Source organism: Streptomyces sp. NPDC093591 (assembly GCF_044764885.1).
Classification (GTDB): domain Bacteria; phylum Actinomycetota; class Actinomycetes; order Streptomycetales; family Streptomycetaceae; genus Streptomyces.
Map to the genome: position 1 here is coordinate 538,108 of NZ_JBIWIY010000004.1, position 16,386 is coordinate 554,493.

At 70.7% G+C, this 16,386-nt stretch carries 11 protein-coding genes; 4 read left to right on the plus strand and 7 right to left on the minus strand.

The window, feature by feature from the left end; genetic code table 11:
* Nucleotides 1-3: 3 nt before the first annotated feature.
* The 5 genes from ACIREI_RS11950 to ACIREI_RS11970 all read right to left on the minus strand — a co-directional run bounded on the left by ACIREI_RS11950 (nt 4) and on the right by ACIREI_RS11970 (nt 8,083).
* Nucleotides 4-1,167, minus strand: coding sequence for a substrate-binding domain-containing protein (locus ACIREI_RS11950; protein ID WP_403330753.1), 1,164 nt, complete (start codon nt 1,165-1,167; stop codon nt 4-6).
* 69 nt (nt 1,168-1,236) lie between these two features.
* Nucleotides 1,237-2,376 carry an ABC transporter permease gene (locus ACIREI_RS11955; protein ID WP_403330756.1) on the minus strand — a complete coding sequence of 380 codons (1,140 nt, stop codon included), beginning with the start codon at nt 2,374-2,376 and terminating at the stop codon, nt 1,237-1,239.
* Nucleotides 2,373-3,956, minus strand: coding sequence for a sugar ABC transporter ATP-binding protein (locus tag ACIREI_RS11960; RefSeq protein WP_403330759.1), 1,584 nt, complete (start codon nt 3,954-3,956; stop codon nt 2,373-2,375). The genes ACIREI_RS11955 and ACIREI_RS11960 overlap by 4 nt, the downstream gene beginning before the upstream one ends.
* 139 nt (nt 3,957-4,095) lie before the next feature.
* Nucleotides 4,096-6,984: a SpoIIE family protein phosphatase gene (locus ACIREI_RS11965; protein WP_403330910.1), complete on the minus strand. Its 2,889-nt coding sequence runs from the start codon at nt 6,982-6,984 to the stop codon at nt 4,096-4,098.
* A 133-nt stretch (nt 6,985-7,117) separates the two neighbouring features.
* Nucleotides 7,118-8,083: a cyclase family protein gene (locus ACIREI_RS11970; protein ID WP_403330762.1), complete on the minus strand. Its 966-nt coding sequence runs from the start codon at nt 8,081-8,083 to the stop codon at nt 7,118-7,120.
* A 934-nt stretch (nt 8,084-9,017) separates the two neighbouring features.
* Here ACIREI_RS11970 and ACIREI_RS11975 point away from each other — a divergent pair.
* Entirely contained in the window at nt 9,018-9,479 is a 462-nt protein-coding gene (locus ACIREI_RS11975) for a hypothetical protein (RefSeq protein WP_403330765.1), read from the plus strand.
* 18 nt (nt 9,480-9,497) lie between these two features.
* Here the strand turns inward: ACIREI_RS11975 and ACIREI_RS11980 are convergent, their stop codons facing one another.
* Complete coding sequence (locus ACIREI_RS11980; protein WP_403330768.1) at nt 9,498-11,129, minus strand: serine/threonine-protein kinase; 1,632 nt, start codon at nt 11,127-11,129, stop codon at nt 9,498-9,500.
* 309 nt (nt 11,130-11,438) lie between these two features.
* Between ACIREI_RS11980 and ACIREI_RS11985 the strand changes: the two genes are divergently transcribed.
* Both ACIREI_RS11985 and ACIREI_RS11990 read left to right on the plus strand, forming a co-directional pair.
* Nucleotides 11,439-12,743 carry an acetyl-CoA carboxylase biotin carboxylase subunit family protein gene (locus ACIREI_RS11985; RefSeq protein WP_403330771.1) on the plus strand — a complete coding sequence of 435 codons (1,305 nt, stop codon included), beginning with the start codon at nt 11,439-11,441 and terminating at the stop codon, nt 12,741-12,743.
* Between the two features lie 15 nt (nt 12,744-12,758).
* Nucleotides 12,759-14,801: a CocE/NonD family hydrolase gene (locus tag ACIREI_RS11990; protein WP_403330774.1), complete on the plus strand. Its 2,043-nt coding sequence runs from the start codon at nt 12,759-12,761 to the stop codon at nt 14,799-14,801.
* A 7-nt stretch (nt 14,802-14,808) separates the two neighbouring features.
* On the opposite strand, the gene ACIREI_RS11995 is transcribed toward ACIREI_RS11990, so the two are convergent.
* Nucleotides 14,809-15,630 carry an SDR family oxidoreductase gene (locus tag ACIREI_RS11995; RefSeq protein ID WP_403330777.1) on the minus strand — a complete coding sequence of 274 codons (822 nt, stop codon included), beginning with the start codon at nt 15,628-15,630 and terminating at the stop codon, nt 14,809-14,811.
* Between the two features lie 194 nt (nt 15,631-15,824).
* Between ACIREI_RS11995 and ACIREI_RS12000 the strand changes: the two genes are divergently transcribed.
* On the plus strand, nt 15,825-16,361 hold the full coding sequence (locus ACIREI_RS12000) for a hypothetical protein (protein ID WP_403330778.1): 537 nt from the start codon (nt 15,825-15,827) through the stop codon (nt 16,359-16,361).
* Nucleotides 16,362-16,386 lie beyond the last annotated feature (25 nt).

Below are 16,386 nucleotides of genomic sequence, written 5' to 3' on the forward strand. Positions count from 1 at the left end.
CTGTCATTTACCCCAGATCTTCCGGTACGCCTCCTGGTAACCCGAGGGGTCCCAGGCCGTGGCACCGTCGCTGTTGCCGACCGTGGTGATGTGGACGGGGGCCACATATCCGCTGTCCGGACGACCGGAGAAGGCTCGGTTGAACTCGTCGACGATCTGCCAGCCCTGCTGGGACAGCGGCTCGGGCACGGTGGCCGACTGGTACTGCTCGCTGTTGATGCGCTGGAAGGCGGACGGGTCACCGTCGCCGGCGCCGATGTTGAACGGCGGACCGGACCCTTTCCTGCCGGCCGCACGGAATGCAGGGGCGGCATCGGCGAAGTAGAGGTCGTTGATGGCGACGGAGTACGTCCACCGGTCCTGGAAGCGGGAGAGAAGTGAGGAGACTTCCCGGGGCGTGCGGCTGCTCGCGTCCGGAATCGGGATGTTCTGGTACGCCAGCAGTTTCACGCCCGAGCAGGCGGCGAGTTCCTTCCGGATCAGCTCGGACTTGTTCTTGGCGAAGGGGATCGAGGCGTCGGTGAAGACCACGACCCCGGCGGTGCCGTTGGAACGCGAAATGACCCATTGCGCGCTGACCCTGGCCACGTCCTCGACTTTGGTGGTGACGTTGGTGAAGAGTGCCGGCCGTCGGCTGGGGCCGGGGGCGGCGACCGCGTGCCAGCCGATGAGGGGGATGCGAGCCGCGCCCGCCCGTGCCACCTGCTGCGAGGTCGAGGTGGGGTCGAAGCCTCCGATGACGATGCCCGAGGGCCTGAGCGCCACCGCATCGCTCATCGCCGCCTGGATGCCGGCGGGGGTACCGCCGCCGTCGATCACCCGGACGTTCCAGCCGATGACCCGCGCGGCTCTCCGCACGCCGTCGGCGACGCCCGCGACTCCGGGGTTGGTCATGGTCTGGGCGACGTAGACGATGGTCTTGGCTGCCACCGCCGTGGGACCGCTGGTCGGTCCGTTCCAGGGGACGTCGGTCTGCTCCGCCCGCGTCACGGCGGCCCGGGCGCGGGCTTGGACGTCAGGGCAGCCGCTCGGGCCCGAGGTGGAGTCCCCCGGGCCGCTCGACGAGCCGCGTTCGCAACCGGCCAGGACGATTGCCGCGGCCAGCAGGGCGCCGGCGACGGACCGGGCCTTGAAACCGCCGGGCACGGCCTCGCGGTGGTAGTGCACGGAAGCTCCTCGCGGAGGGATGAACGGGAGGATGCGGGCCGGGCGCGGTGATGCCGGCCAGGGCGTGGGTCATGGAGTGCTGCCCGACGGGCCGTCCTCCTGCCTCGGGGGTGACGGCGGCTCAGGGGTCCCGGCGGGCGAATCGCGGGCCGCGACGGCACCGGTGCGCAGCCGGCGGCGAGCGGCGTAACCGGCCAGGCCGACGGCGAGGAGCAGGGTGCCACCGTGGAACAACGGGATCGTCCAGAAGTCGGCGCCCATCTGCCCGATCCCGGTGAGGCCGACGGCGAGGACGGCGACGGCGACCACCGTGCCCATCGCGTTGGGGCGGCCGGGTTTGATCGCGGTGGAGCCGAGGAGGGCGCCGACGAAGGCGGGCAGCAGGTAGTCGAGGCCGACGCTCGGATTGCCGATCTGCTGCTGGGCCGCGAGCAGCACGCCGGCGAAGCCGACGATCAGCCCCGATGCGGCGAAGGCGTAGACGGTGTACTTGCGGATCGGGATGCCGACGAGGTCGGCGGCGCGCGGGTTGGACCCGACGACGTACAGGTACCGGCCGAGCGGCAGCCGCTCAAGCACCAGCCAGAGGGCGACCGCGAGCGCGAGCACGTAGAAGGCGGGGACCGGAAGGCCGAGGAACGTGGAGTTGTAGATGTCGGTGAAGGCGGCCGGGAGGCCTTGCGGACCGGGAACGATCCGGCCGCCGTCGGTGATCCAGCCGGTCAGCGCGTACAGCATGCTGCCGGTCCCGAGCGTGGCGATGAACGAGTCGATCCGCCCGAACTCGACGATGACACCGTTGAGGACGCCCACGACGCCCCCTCCGACGATCACCGCGAGGCAGGCGAGCGGCCAGGGCCACCCGCTGACCGCGACGAGTTGCATCACCATGACGTGCGCCAGGCCGAGGCCGTAGCCGATGGAGAGGTCGAACGCGCCGGTCACGATGGGGACCATGGCGGCGAGCGCGAGGATGGCCGGGATCGACTGGTTGGACAGGATCGAGTCGACGGTGTCCCGGGTGGGAAAGGTACGCGGCAGAGCGAGGGAGAAGATCAGGAAGAGCAGGGCGGTAAGGGCCAGGAGGCCGTATGCGCCGATGAGGTGCCCGCCGGGTCGGCCCGGCCCGGCCCGTCGGCCGAGTCGGCTCAGCAGGCCCGGTCGACGTGGCTGCCTCCGGGGCGAGGACGGGGAGGGCGGGGCGGTCACGGGTTCGTCGCGGTTCCGGAGGGGGGCATGGCCGAGGCCGCCCGGGTGAGCCCCGCGACCGTGAGAGCCGGACCGCTCAGCTCGGCTGCCACGGTCCCGCGGACGAAGACCAGAGCACGTCGGCACACCCCCGCGACCTCCTCGAAGTCGGTGGAGATGAGGAGGACGGCGAGGCCGGCGGCCAGCGCCTCGTCGAGCAGGCGGTGGATCGCGGCCTTGGCACCGATGTCCACGCTCGCCGTCGGTTCCTCGAGGATCAGCAGGCGCAGCTCCACCCGGAGCCACCGGCCGATCATGACCTTCTGCTGGTTTCCGCCCGACAGGGTGGCGATGGGCGCCTCGCTGTCGCGGGGACGCACCGAGAACCGTTCGATCAGAGTGGTGGCCTCGCCGCGTTCGCGGCGGGGACTGATCCAGCGCGGCGCCGACCGGCCTCCCGCGCGGGGGTTGGCCAGGAGGTTCTCCCTTACGGTCAGGTCGGCGAGGCAGCCCTCACGCTGCCTGTCACCGGGCACGAAGGCGACACCGAGCCCGACGGCGTCGGCGACCGTGCGCGGACTGTACGGGCGGCCGCCGAGGACGGCGCGTCCGCCGAGAAGGGGCCGGCAACCCGCGAGGGCTCGCCCCAGGGCCATGTGTCCGGCGCCGGAGAGGCCGACCAGACCGAGGACTTCTCCGACCCTGAGCTCCAGGTCCACCGGTCCTGTACCGGATGTCCGTACGCCGTCGAGGGTCAGGACGGCCGGGCCGCCGGCCGGGGCCGTGGCGGGGGTGGGGGTCCCCCCGCTCGCGCGAAGCCGAGAGTGGGGGAGGCCGGGCAGTTCCTCGCCGATGATGTCATGCACCAGGCGGGCCGGGGTGCGGTCCGCCAGGGAGCCGTGGCTGACGAGGTGGCCGTCGCGCAGGACGGCGAAGGTGTCGGCGACCTCGTACACCTCGTCCAGGCGGTGGCTGACGTAGAGGATGCCGTGCCCCCGGTCGCGCAGGGCGTGCAGGACGCGGAACAGCCGGGCACAGTCGGCGGCCGGGAGGCGGGCGGTCGGTTCGTCGAGGACGATGAGCTGCGCCCGTGCCGCCAGGGCTCGTGCGATGGCGACCAGGGAGCGCTCGGCCGGGGGAAGGTGGGCGATCGGGGCGTCGGGATCGAGATGTCCGGCGACGATCGCCAGTGCCTCGGTGCACCGCTCTCGGGTCCGCCGCCAGGAGATCAGTCCGGCGCGGCGCGGATACCCGGTGCTCAGGGCGATGTTCTCGGCGACCGTCATCCATTCCACGAGGCCGAGGTCCTGGTGGATGAAGGACATGCTCCCGGAGGCGGCATGGCTGCCCAGCGGCTGCCCGGCCACGGTGATCTGCCCGGCGTCGGCGTGGTGGACGCCGGCGAGGACCTTGATGAGCGTGGACTTTCCGGCTCCGTTGGGACCGAGGAGGGCGAGGACGCTACCGGTGTGGACGTCGAGGTCGACCCCGGCCAGCGCGAGGGTCCCGCCGAACCGCTTGGAGAGCCCGCGGATACGGACCAGGGGCCCCGCCCCGATGGGTGGGACCGCCTGCGCAGAGGTGTCGTGAGCGTCGTGCACGGACATCTCCGGGGGTCGGACTGGTGAGTTCTTCCCGACTTGCGTCAGTGAGCCTAGCCGGGAACATCACGGCATTTCAGGCATTTTGCTGCTCTCTGTGACTCCAACGGTCCAGTGGGCCACCCTGCTCTTCAGTCCCTCAGACGGCGTCGAGCCCGCATTCGGCCCAGATGACCTTGCCCTCCGGTGTGTAGCGCGTGCCCCAGCTCTCTGCCAGCTGGGCGACGAGGAACAGGCCGCGACCGCCCTCGTCGGTGGTGGCTGCCCTGCGCAGATGTGGGGCGGTGTTGCTGGTGTCGGAGACCTCGCAGATCAGGGTGCGGTCGTGGAGCAGCCGTACCCGGATGGGCCCCGCGCCGTGGCGGATGGCGTTCGTGACCAGCTCACTGAGCATCAGTTCAGCGGTGAACGCGACCTCGTCGAGCCCCCAGTCGGCCAGTTGCCGGGTGGCGGAGGAGCGGACCTCACTGACGAGGGCCGGATCCGCGGGCAGATCCCAGGTGGCGATCCGCCCCGGGTCCAGGGCGTGGGTGCGGGCCACGAGCAGGGCTATGTCGTCGTAGGGGTGGGGCGGCGCCACGGTGTCGAGGACCGCCTGGCAGGTCTCGTCGGGTCCGCGCTCCGGGTGGGCCAGGACCTCGCGCAGCTGATCGAGGACCATGTCGACGTCGCGGTGCCGGTCCTCGATGAGTCCGTCGGTGTAGAGGACCAGCTGGCTGCCTTCGGGGAGGTGGATCTCGGCGGCTTCGAAGGGCAGACCTCCGAGGCCGAGCGGGGGCCCGGCGGGCAGGTCGGGGAACGACACCGTGCCGTCGGGGCGGACCAGAGCGGGCGGGGGGTGGCCGGCGCGGGCCATGGTGCACTGCTGCGAGGTCGGGTCGTAGATCGCGTACAGACAGGTCCCGCCGATGATGCCGGCGCCCTCGGCGGCGGGCTCCTCCCGGTCCAGGCGTCCCACGAGGTTGTCGAGGTGGGTGAGGACCTCGTCGGGGGGAAAGTCGAGCTCGGCGAAGCTGCGTGCGGCGGTTCGCACCCGGCCCATGGTGGCGGCGGACAACAAACCGTGGCCGACGACATCACCGACGAAGAGGCCGACGCGGGTGCCGGACAGGGGGATGACGTCGTACCAGTCTCCCCCGACGTCGGATTCGGCGGGCAGGTAACGGTGGGCGACCTCGACGGCGTCCTGGTCGGGCTGTCCGTGCGGCAGCAGGCTGCGCTGCAGGGCCAGGACCATGGTGCGTTCGCGCGTGTAGCGGCGGGCGTTGTCGATGGACAGCGCGGCGCGGGTGGCGAGCTCTTGCGCCAGCGAGCGGTCGTCGTCTCCGAAGGGGGCGGGATCCTCCGCCCGATAGAAACCGGCGACCCCCAGCACGACGCCGCGGGCGACCAGGGGCACCGCGATGAGGGAGTGGACGTGGCTCAGCAGTTGTTCGGAGTGCTCGGGGTCCTGTGCGAACCAGCCCGCGGCGGCCTGCAGGTCCGGTTCCAGCACTGCCTGCCCACTCGTCAGACACCGCGTCTGCGGCGTCGTCGGGCCGTAGTCGATGCGCTTGCCCACCGGGCTGAAGGGACAGCCGTCGCGAATGCCGTGAACCACCGCACGGCGCAGGTCACTGCGTGGATCGGCGGACTCCTCGCCGCGCAGTACGGCCTCGGGCAGGTCGATGGTGACGAAGTCGGCCAGTCGCGGCACCGCAGTCTCGGCGAGTTCCCGGGCCGTGCGGCGCACGTCCAGGGTGGTGCCGATGTGGACGCTGGCCTCGGACAGCAACTCCAGGCGGCGCCGCGCGGCCAGGGCGTACGTCCCCACGTGCGGCTCCCCCACCATCACGAGTCCTCTGGCGGAGGGCGGGGAGTCGGGCCGATCGTCCGTCACGCCGTCGGTGCCGGTGGTAGTGAGGCCCTCGCCGGCCTCGGCGGGCAGGTCGGGTGCCGTCTCGGGAGGATGCTGCCCGGACGGTGGGACGAGGGAGAGATGCCCGGATGCCACGGTGATGGGAACGGCCCCGGAGAGCGGGAGGACAGAGGCGACGGCAGGTTCGGCGGGGAAGCCCAGCGGCTCGTCGACCTGGTGCGGGATGGCGCGAGGCGCGCGAAGTGCGGGGCCGGGGAGAACGGCCTCGACGGCGATGCCCTCCACTCCGGAGACACTCGTCATCAGGCGGCTCACGAGCGTGACCCGTCGGCCGTCGGGCAGGGGCACGTCGACGGCGGCCCGCTGTGCGCGGGAGATCAACTCGGCGGCCTTCTCCATGAGGATCGCCCGGTCGCGGGGGTGCAGCTCCAGGGCCAGTTCCTCCACCCCGATGCGATGCTGAAGGCTTGCAGCGGCCTCGGCTCCGGTGGCCCGGTAGGCCCGAAGCAGAGCGCGCTCACGTGCGGAACTCTGCCCCAGCAGCCGCCGCTCGATAGCCTCGGCCGCCTTGCGTATCACGGCGTCCAGCGCCGGATCATCGGCGCTGCGGGGATAGCCGAAGCACAGAGCGCCCTCGATGCGGCCACTGAGGGGGTCGCGGAGGGGAAGCGCGCGGCAGGCGCTGCCTTGGGAGCGCTCGGCGAAGTGCTCAGCACCATAGACCCGGATGAGCTGCCGCTCCGCCAAGGCAAGACCGATGCCGTTGGTACCGGCGACCTGCTCGGCGAACACGAACCCCGGGACGCTCTGGATGGCCGGCAGAGTTCTGGCCAGCGACGCCTCTCCGAAACGGCGCAGGAGCACCGTCCCGCTCGCATCGGCGACGGAGATGTTCATCGCGCTGCCGGCGAATGTGGACTGCAGGCGGTCGAGCACCGGCACGGCTGCGTGGACTATCCGTCCGTCCGGATCGAAGTCCGCCCGGTAGGGAAGGTCGGTCTGGTCCGGCGACAGCCCCAGGGTCCGGCAGCGCTGCCAGGAATTCAGGATCGAGGTTCGCACACCCGCCCCGACCGGATCACCCTGCAGAAACCGCTCGCGGAAACGGGCGGGCCCCGTGCCGCCTGTCGCACGCCCCGCCGGTATCGGTTCGCCGCCGGACCGATCCACGCTTCGCCTCACGCCTTCGACAATCCACTCTTCGGAAATATCTGGCATTGACGAGGATACGGGCATTAGCGGCACCAGGGGCACTAGTCATGATTCGCAAGGTTCCTCACGCACGGTAACCGGACCGGGTCTGTCACAGGACCGCGACCGGATTGACGGGCGAGCCCGTCCCTCCCGGTACGTTCAGCGGCGCCACGACGAGCAGGAACTCATGCCGCCCCGCCTCGGCAGTGGCGGCGGAGAGCTCCTCCAGGTCCAGGTTGTCCAGCAGCGGCACCCCCATCGCGGCCAAGGCCAGGGCGTGGACCGGCGAGTGCACACCGTCCACGGGCGAGGGTCGTACATCGCTGTCGCCGTCTCCGCCGAGCAGCGCGATGCCACGCTCGGCCAGCAGCGGCACGGCGTCCACGTGAAATCCCGCGCTCGCCGTGTCGGGGTCCCAGGCACCGAGCTCCTCGCGGCGGCGGACGTGCCCGGAGCGCAGCAGTACTGCGTCGCCCTCGCCGATCGTCACATCGAGCGCCTTCTCCGCAGCAACGATGTCCTTGGCGTGCACCGCTTGCCCCGGCTCCAGCCAGGGGATCCCGAGCACGGCGGGGAGGTCGAGGAGCACGCCTCTCGTGACGAGGGGCCCGAGCGTCGACACCGCACCGAAGCGGGCGCCTGTGGCATCGACGACCTCGTGTGCCGTGCGCCCGTCGTAGAGCTGCCCCCGGTAGGCGATGTGGCACAGTGCGTCGAGATGCGTGATGCCCTTGCCGTGGTAGTCGGCGGCGATGAAGTCCTTGTGGGTGGAGGGTTCCGGCGCCTCCACGTCACCGAGGTCGGTCATGTGGTGCAGGGCGGGCTTGCGGTTGCCGGGACCGGGTCGGGTGTTCCAGGGCAGCGCCAGCGGGACGACGATCCCTGACCGCACGCCGGCCGCGGCCTCCCGCACAAGGTCCGCGGTGACACGGTTCCAGGCGCCACGGTCGGCCGGGGACCAGCGACCCCATGCGCGAACCGCGTCGAAGAGCGCGTCGAACTCCCGGCGGGAGACGGCCGGCCCGTTGTCGGCACCGGTCGGCTTGGGGTTCGGGGCATCGAAGCTCATCTGCATTCACCGCTCCCAGCCTCGGAACGGCGCCGACGGCAGGGCGTCACCGGGCGCGACACAGATTGGGCCTCCGGGGGCGTGCACCCGGCTGACGTCGTGGCCTCGACGCCGACACGGAAAAGCTTCTTCCTCGTGATCAGAAAACCAGCTTCGCACATTCAGGGGGGTGGTCTTGGGGCGGCCCTGAAAGTGCATCCAGGAAGTCATACCCGCGTTCAATTGAGCCGAGGCCGTCACCCAAACCCCGACGCGGCCGTAGCGCGCCGGATTAGCCGGAAGAGCCTGACATCAGAGGCATCGACCACGCGCAGGCAGGTCACTTCCGTCAAAAACCTCTGACCATGGCTCGGCACCCCCGGATATGCGCGGCCGCCCCGGCGCTCGCGACTTGGGCTTCTTCTGGTCGCCACCTGCGCACATGCCCGGACAGCCATCACCCGGGAACTGACGGCCCATCACGAAAGTCAGCAACGCCAGGACGCCCTGCGCCCGATGCTGACCATTTGCTGACCTCAACTCGGCTATCACACCTCTGACCTGCAGAGATGACCCAGCGTCAGATCTTGGACTTGAAGAGAGTACGCAGCACTTGAGCGCTCCTGCAGTTCGGCTCCCTGCCTGCTGGTGCAGGTCAAGGGCGGTTTCACTCTGCTCTGCCCTCGGTGTCGACAGGCGCGACCAGCGTACGGAACGGCACTGCGGACCGCATTGAGAGCCCCGTCACCGGCGTACCTCACCTGGCATTATGGGGGCGAACGGAGATCCACCCGTTCTGTGTCGCAGTGGGGGGCGAGGGGCAGTGCCGCATCGGAATTCAGCTGACGATCACCTGCACGCCCTTCACCAGCAGGGCTGGGAGGCCGCGTGCTCTCTCCACCGACACCTCAGCGGCGGCGGGGAGTTGGCTCCGATCGCCACTCCAGGTGTGCTGCTCGAAGTGGGTGAGATCGCATACGGCGACGTATCAGCGGACTACGCGCGCTTCTACGGCACGAATGTGACCTACAACCAGCGCTCGGGCTTCTACTTCGGGTCACCCCTGTTCGTCGCCGCCGGGCTGGTCGGGGACGCGATCGCCAACAACAGCGCCCGCAGCCGGGCGCAGGCGATGGCGCAGGCGCAGTGGCGCGACTTCTCCCCCTGCCGCGCGATCCTCACCGACCGTCGCATGTTGCTGCACGTCGCGGCCGAGAACCGTTGGGTGACGCTTCGGCACCACGAGATCGTCAGCTTCCTTCCCGTGCTCGATCAGTGGGCGTTGTTCACCGACTACCAGCAGTGGGAGCCGATGCGGCTGTCCGGGCCGACCGTGCCGTGGCTGACCGCCGCGACGATCTCCGTGCTCAACCGGGGCCGGTCCGAGTACCAGCAGCTTCCTCCACTGCCGCTGCCGGACTGATGTCCGCACCCCAGTCGGTCACTTGCTGCGCCGCAGCGTTCCGGCGTCCTCCGCGCTCGTCACCTTGTAGTGCAGACTCCCGTCGCCCGACGGGGTAAGGACCACATCGACTTCGTCGACGCAGTTCAACGGGCTGCTCTCCTTGGTGATCTCCTCGCGGACCTGCACCGAGGAGCCGGTGTCCATGGTGAGGATCCATCTGCCGCTGCACGCCAGCGACGGGTAGGCGACGGTGGCCACCTGGTCGCCGAGCTTCCCGCCCTTGTAGTCCACCTTGATCGAGTAGAGGTCGCCGTCCGACTCGCGGACGTTGCCGGTCCACTTGCCCTTGTAGTCGGCAGGGGACGCCTTCGGCGACCCGGACGCCCCCGAGTCGCCCGAGTTCTCGTTCCCTTTGAGGCCGGGGAGCTTCACGGCCAGGACGATGGCGAGTGCGGCGACGGCGGCCAAAGCGAACAGCACGGAGCCGACCCGGCTCCTGCGGCGGCCGCCCGGCTGGAAACCGCCCGGTACCGGGGGCATCGGCGGCGTGGCCACCGTTGCCCGTGGTGTCGGCATCGGCGGCATGGGGGTGGGCGTCGGCGTGGGTACCGGGGGCATCGGTGCGGGCGTCGGAGTGCCCGGCGCGGGTACCGGCGTCGGAGTGCCCGGCGGCGGAGGCGGGACGCGCCCGCCCTGCATGGTCGGCAGGGCGTGCACGTCATCCCCGCCACGGCCCGCGGACGGTCTGTCGACCTGGGTCGGCGGTGGTGCCTCCTCGAGGTCGAGGAGGCCGGCGGCGTGCCGGCCGAGCTCCGCCATAAGGGCGCCCGGAAGCCACGCGTCCGACGTGGCATCCGCCGTGGCTGCCTCGGCCGTTGCCACGATCTCGGACAGCGGAATCCGGTCCTCGGGCCCCTTGGCGAGGCACCGCCCCACGAGCTCGGCGAGCGGCTCGGGCATGCCCTCCAGGTCCGGCTCGTCCTCGGTCGCCCGCAGCATGATCGCGTGGGCGCCGCTGTCCGGTCCGCCGAATGCCTGTCGGCCCGTAGCGGCGAACACCAGCACCAGGCCGAGGCTGAACACGTCGCTCAGCCCGGTGATCTCGCTGCCCAGGATCTGCTCGGGCGACATGTACCCCGGAGAGCCGACCATCGCACCGGTGCGGGTCAGCACGCTGGCGTCCGCCGCGCGGGCGACACCGAAGTCGATCACCCGGGGACCGTTGACCGTCAGCATGACGTTCGACGGCTTGAGGTCGCGGTGCACCAGCCCGCAGCCGTGAATGCTCTGCAGGGCACGTGCCAGACCGGCGGCCAGGTGCCACACCGACTGCTCCGGCAGCGGTCCGCAGACCTCGGTCACCGCCTGGTGCAGTGTGGGGCCGGCGACATACCCGGTGGCGACCCAGGGCGTGTCCGCCTCGGTGTCGGCGTCCAGGACCGGCGCCGTCCACTCCCCGCCCACCCGCCGCGCCGCGGCCACCTCCGCGCGGAACCTGCGGCGGAACTCCGCGTCGTACGCCAACTGCGCATGGACCAGCTTCACGGCGACCGTGCGGCCCCGCTGCGACCGCCCGAGGAACACCTGCCCCATGCCCCCGGCCCCGAGCCGTCGGAGCAGCCGGTAGTCCCCGACCTGCGTGGGATCGCCGGGCCGCAAGTTCTCCATGATCGTCTCCCCCTGTTTCGCTCGTCCGCGTGGCCGCACCGCCCCGCGCCCGGTACTGCGGACGGATGTGCGCTCGGTATCGGCTCGGCGTGGCCCTACAGGCCGACGCACATTACAACATCACCGGTTGCGCCTGCGGGCGTCACAGGTCGATCACGCCGCGATCGAGCGACGTTCGGCCGAGGGGGTGCTGCCGGTGACGGCCAACGGCGGTGATCGCGGGCGGAGAAGGAATGGCCTGCGTGCGCACGGGTACTCAGACGATCTTCGCGAGACCGGCGTCCCGCCGGGTGGGAAGGAGAAGCAGCCGTGCCTGACGAGAAGGTGAGGAACGTCTTCGTGATCGGGCTCGACGAGGCGAATCTGCCGACCCTCCGGCAGATCCCGGGAGCGGAGGCGCTGTGCTTCCACCAGTTGCTGACGATCGATGAACTGCAGGTCGGCGAGGTGCGGTTGCCCGCTCTGATCGACAAGGCGCAGTCCGTGCTGGACGCCTTCGAGGGAAGTGTCGACGCGATCGTGGGGTACTGGGACTTCCCGGTCAGCACCCTCGTCCCGATTCTGAGCGAGCGTTACGGCACCCGCAGCACCAGTCTGGAGTCGGTGGTGAAGTGCGAGCACAAGTACTGGAGCCGGCTGGAGCAGCAGAAGGTCACCGACCGCCACCCGCGCTTCGGCAGGGTCGACCTGACGGCCGAGCCGCCGCGGCCGCCCGAGAAGGTCGGGTTCCCGATGTGGGTCAAGCCCGCGCTCTCGTACTCCTCCGAACTCGCCTTCGGTGTCGGGGACGACGAGGAGTTCCGCGCGGCCGTCGCCGAGATACGCGAGGGCATGGGTCGGATCGGCCGCCCCTTCGAGCATGTCCTCGACCGCATCGGCCTGCCGCCGGAGATGGACGGCGTCGGCGGCCAGGTCTGCCTGGCGGAGGAGGCGATGTCCGGGGTCCAGGTCGCCGTGGAGGGATACGTCCACCGGGGCGAGGTGACGGTCTACGGGGTCCTGGACTCCATCAACTACCCCGATTCGCCGTGCTTTCTGCGCCATCAGTACCCCTCGACCCTGCCGCAACCGGTCATCGCACAGCTCCACGACGTCAGCGAGCGCGTGATGCGACAGATCGGAATGGACTCGGCCACGTTCAGCATCGAGTACTTCTACGACCCGCGGACCCAGGAGATCAACCTGCTGGAGATCAACCCCCGGCACTCCCAGTCGCACGCGGAGCTGTTCCAGTACGTCGACGGTGTGCCCAACCACCACTGCATGGTCCGCCTCGCTCTCGGCGAGGACCCGCGCATGCCGCACCGCGAGGGCCCGTACGCGATGGCGGCGAAGTGGTACCACCGCTGGTTCACCGACGGCGTGGTGCGCCGTGTTCCCGGGCCCGAGGACATCGCGCGCATCGAGCGGGAGACCCCGGGCGTGCGCATCGACGTGGTCCCCGAGGAGGGCAGCAGGCTGTCGCACCTTCCTCAACAGGACAGCTACAGCTACGAGTTGGCGCACATCTTCACCGGCGGGGCGAACGAGGAGGAGCTGCGGCAGAAGTACGACCACTGCGTGGCCGCCCTGGGCCTCGCCTTCGAGGAAGCCCCGCGAGAGCCACGAGAGTAAGGAGCACGTCGGTCCATGCGTTACGTGACCAACCTGCCGTACGCGACCAAGGAAGAAGAGCACGTCACGATCCCCATGTCCGACGGGATCCGGCTCTCCGCGCACATCTGGCGCCCCACCTCCTCGGACCACGAGCCGGTGCCCGCGGTGCTGGAGTACATCCCGTACCGCAAACGCGACCTGACGGCCGTACGCGACTCGATCCACCACCCCTACATCGCCGGGCACGGCTACGCCTGCGTCCGCGTCGACCTGCGTGGCACCGGCGATTCGGAGGGTGTGCTACGGGACGAGTACCTGGAGCGGGAGCAGGCCGACGCGGAGGAGGTCCTGGCCTGGCTGGCGGAGCAGCCGTGGTGCGACGGCGGTACGGGGATGATGGGCATCTCCTGGGGGGCGTTCGCGGCGCTCCAGGTCGCGGCCCGTCGGCCGCCGAGCCTGAAGGCCATCGTCATCGCGTCCTTCACCGACGACCGGCACGCCGATGACATGCACTACATGGGCGGCGCCCTGCTGTCGGACAACCTGGCCGAGGCGGGCACCATGTTCGCCTACGGCACCTGTCCCCCGGATCCCGCCGTGGTCGGCGACCGCTGGCGCGAGATGTGGCGCGAACGGCTGGAGCACACGGAGCCCTGGGTCCTGCCGTGGCTCCGTCACCAGCGCCGCGACGACTACTGGCGGCACGCCTCGGTGTGCGAGGACTACAAGAGTGTGCGCTGCCCGGTGCTGGCCTCCAGCGGCTGGGCGGACGGCTACTCCAACGCCGTGACCCGGCTGCTCGGCAATCTGGACGTGCCCCGCAAGGGGTTGATCGGCCCCTGGTCGCACAAGTTCCCCCACCTCGGCGAGCCGGGGCCCGCCATCGGCTACCTCCAGGAGGTCGTGCGGTGGTGGGACCACTGGCTCAAGGACGTCGACAACGGCGTCATGGACGGTCCCATGCTGCGGACGTGGATGCAGGACAGCGTGCCGCCCTCCACCTCCTACGAGGAGCGACCGGGGCGCTGGGTCGGGGAGCCCGAGTGGCCGTCCCCGCACATCCGGCCGGTCATCCATCCGCTCACCCGGCACCGGATAGAGCCCGCGCAGGCCGCGCCCGGCGCGGGGCGGGCGCCCGACGGCGACGCGATGACCGTGCGGTCGCCGCTGTCCGTCGGCCAGTTCGCGGGCAAGTGGGCCTCCTACAACGCGCCACCGGACCTGCCGTACGACCAGCGCGAGGAGGACGGCGGTTCCCTAGTCTTCGACAGCGAGCCCCTGACCGAACGGCTGGAGATACTCGGCTCGCCGAGCGTGGAGCTCGATCTGTCCGTCAGCGAGCCGGTCGCCATGGTGGCCGCGCGCCTGTCCGACGTGAGCCCCGACGGTGCCGCGACCCGCGTCTCGTACGGCCTGCTCAACCTCACCCGACGCGACAGCACTCAGTCCCCCGAGCCGCTGGAACCGGGCCGACGCTGTCGTGCCACCATCCCGCTGAACGGAGTGGCGCAGGCATTCCCGCCGGGTCACCGCATCCGGCTCTCCCTCTCCACGTCCTACTGGCCGCTCGCCTGGCCGCCGCCGAAGCCGACGCTGCTCGGCGTCCACGAGCACTCCAGCACGCTCACCCTGCCGGTCCGGCCGGTCGACGAACCCGATGACCTGCCGCCGAGCCCCTTCGAGGAGCCCGAAGGCACACCGCCGCTCGCCACGCATCAGGTGACGCCGCCCGACGAGCGGTGGGAGGTCAAGCGGGACCTGGTCGGCTACCACTCCGAGCTGGAGATCGTGAAGGATCGCGGCACGGTCCGCTTCGACGGCATCGATCTGGAGGCCGGCCGCCGCGCCTACGAACGCTATGCGTCGATCGCCGACGACTTCACGTCGGTGACCGGCGAATCCACGTGGACCATGAGCTTCCGTCGGGGCGACTGGGACGTACGGGTGGTGACGCACACCGAGCTCAGCTGTGACCAGGAGACCTTCTTCGTGGACGCCACCCTGGACGCGTACGAGGCCGACCGCCGTGTCTTCTCCCGCACGTGGAACGAGCGGGTGCCACGCGATCTGCTCTGATGTGCGCTCAGGGGCGTCGCCAGGAGTCGTCCGGGAGATGAGACCCTGCCTGCGGCCCCATCCGGAGCATCCCTCCGTCCACCACCCATGAGGCGCCCGTGACATAGGACGCGTCCGGACCGGCGAGGAAGGCGATCACGGCCGCGACCTCCCGGGCGTCGCCCGGGCGGCCCAAGGGCACGCCGGGCCGCGGTTCGGTGGTGACGTCGGTGTCCGTCTGGCCCGTCATCGGGGTGGCGATCTCACCCGGCGCGACGGCGTTGACGGTGATGCCGTGCTCGGCCAGTTCCAGCGCCATGACCTGGGTGAGCAGCCCGAGCCCGCCCTTGGCCGCGCAGTACGGCGCCGCGCCCACGCGCGGTTGGTGCTCGTGGACGCTGGTGACGTTGATGATCCGGCCGCCGCCGCCCTGTTCGATCATGCGGTGGGCGGCGCGCTGGCCGCACAGGAACGGTCCGACCAGATCGACGTCGACGACCTGGCGCACGGTGGCGAGGTCGAGGTCCAGGAACGGGGTCATGGTGCCGGTCCCGGCGTTGTTCACCAGGACGTCGATCCTGCCGAGTTCGTCGGCCAGCCGGTCGACGACCCCTGCGGCCTCCGGGAGCCGGGTCAGGTCCAGCTGCTCGATCGCGGCCCGACGCCCGGTCGCCCGTACCTCGTCCGCCGTCCGTCGTGCCCCCGCGTCGTCGCGGTGCCAGGTGATGCCGATGTCCATGCCCGCCTCCGCGAGCCGGACAGCGGTGGCGCGGCCGATACCGGAGTCGGATCCGGTGATCAGGGCCACGCGGGCGGTTCCAGGGCCGGGGGCGTCGTGCTGCGGTTCCATGAAGGCTCCAGGTGTCGCGTCCGGTGCGGCCACCGCGTACCCCGCACCGCTCCCACCACACTGGTGTCGGCGTTCGTCCGGAGCTCACAGCGTGGCGCACCGCGTTTCCGGAAAAGGCCGGCGGGCACCCGGCGTGCAGGTATCCGAGTCGGGGCTGACGCAATACCGGGCCCGCCGGGCGGAAGGGACACGCCATGCACGACCGAACTCGCTCCGCGATACGTCACCCGCTGCAGACCCGGCACACCGGTACCGCTCTTCTGGGCATCTACCTCAACGACCATCTGGCGGGTGCCACCGCCGGTGCCGAGCGGGCACGCCACATGGTGCGGTCGTACGGCGGTACGGCCCTCGCTGCGGCGATGGGTCCGCTCTCCGCCGAGATCGTCGAGGACCGGGCCACCCTGATCGACCTCATGGAACGGCTCGACATCCCGGTGCGGCACTACAAGGTCTACGCGGGGCGGATGTCCGAGCGGGTGGGGCGGTTGAAGAGCAACGGCCGGCTCGTCCACCGTTCTCCGCTGAGCCCGCTGCTGGAACTGGAGGCGCTGCGGCTGGGAGTGGAGGGCAAGACAGCCCTGTGGCAGACGCTGCGTGAACTCGCCGACCGCGAGGAACGCCTCGACCCGAGCCTCCTCGACGACCTGCTCGAACGGGCCCGACGGCAACAGGACGTGCTGGAGGAGCTGCGCCGCCGGCAGATCGGGGCCGCACTGCGGGAGGCGTGAAACAGCGGGGTCCCGGCGGTGCGCC

Excerpts from the sequence above, each read along its gene's own strand:
- ACIREI_RS11970 (WP_403330762.1), bottom strand. The coding sequence starts at position 8,083 with ATGCAGATGAGCTTCGATGCCCCGAACCCCAAGCCGACCGGTGCCGAC.
- ACIREI_RS11980 (WP_403330768.1), bottom strand. The coding sequence starts at position 11,129 with ATGGAGAACTTGCGGCCCGGCGATCCCACGCAGGTCGGGGACTACCGG.
- ACIREI_RS11990 (WP_403330774.1), top strand. The coding sequence starts at position 12,759 with ATGCGTTACGTGACCAACCTGCCGTACGCGACCAAGGAAGAAGAGCAC.
- ACIREI_RS11995 (WP_403330777.1), bottom strand. The coding sequence starts at position 15,630 with ATGGAACCGCAGCACGACGCCCCCGGCCCTGGAACCGCCCGCGTGGCC.
- ACIREI_RS12000 (WP_403330778.1), top strand. The coding sequence starts at position 15,825 with ATGCACGACCGAACTCGCTCCGCGATACGTCACCCGCTGCAGACCCGG.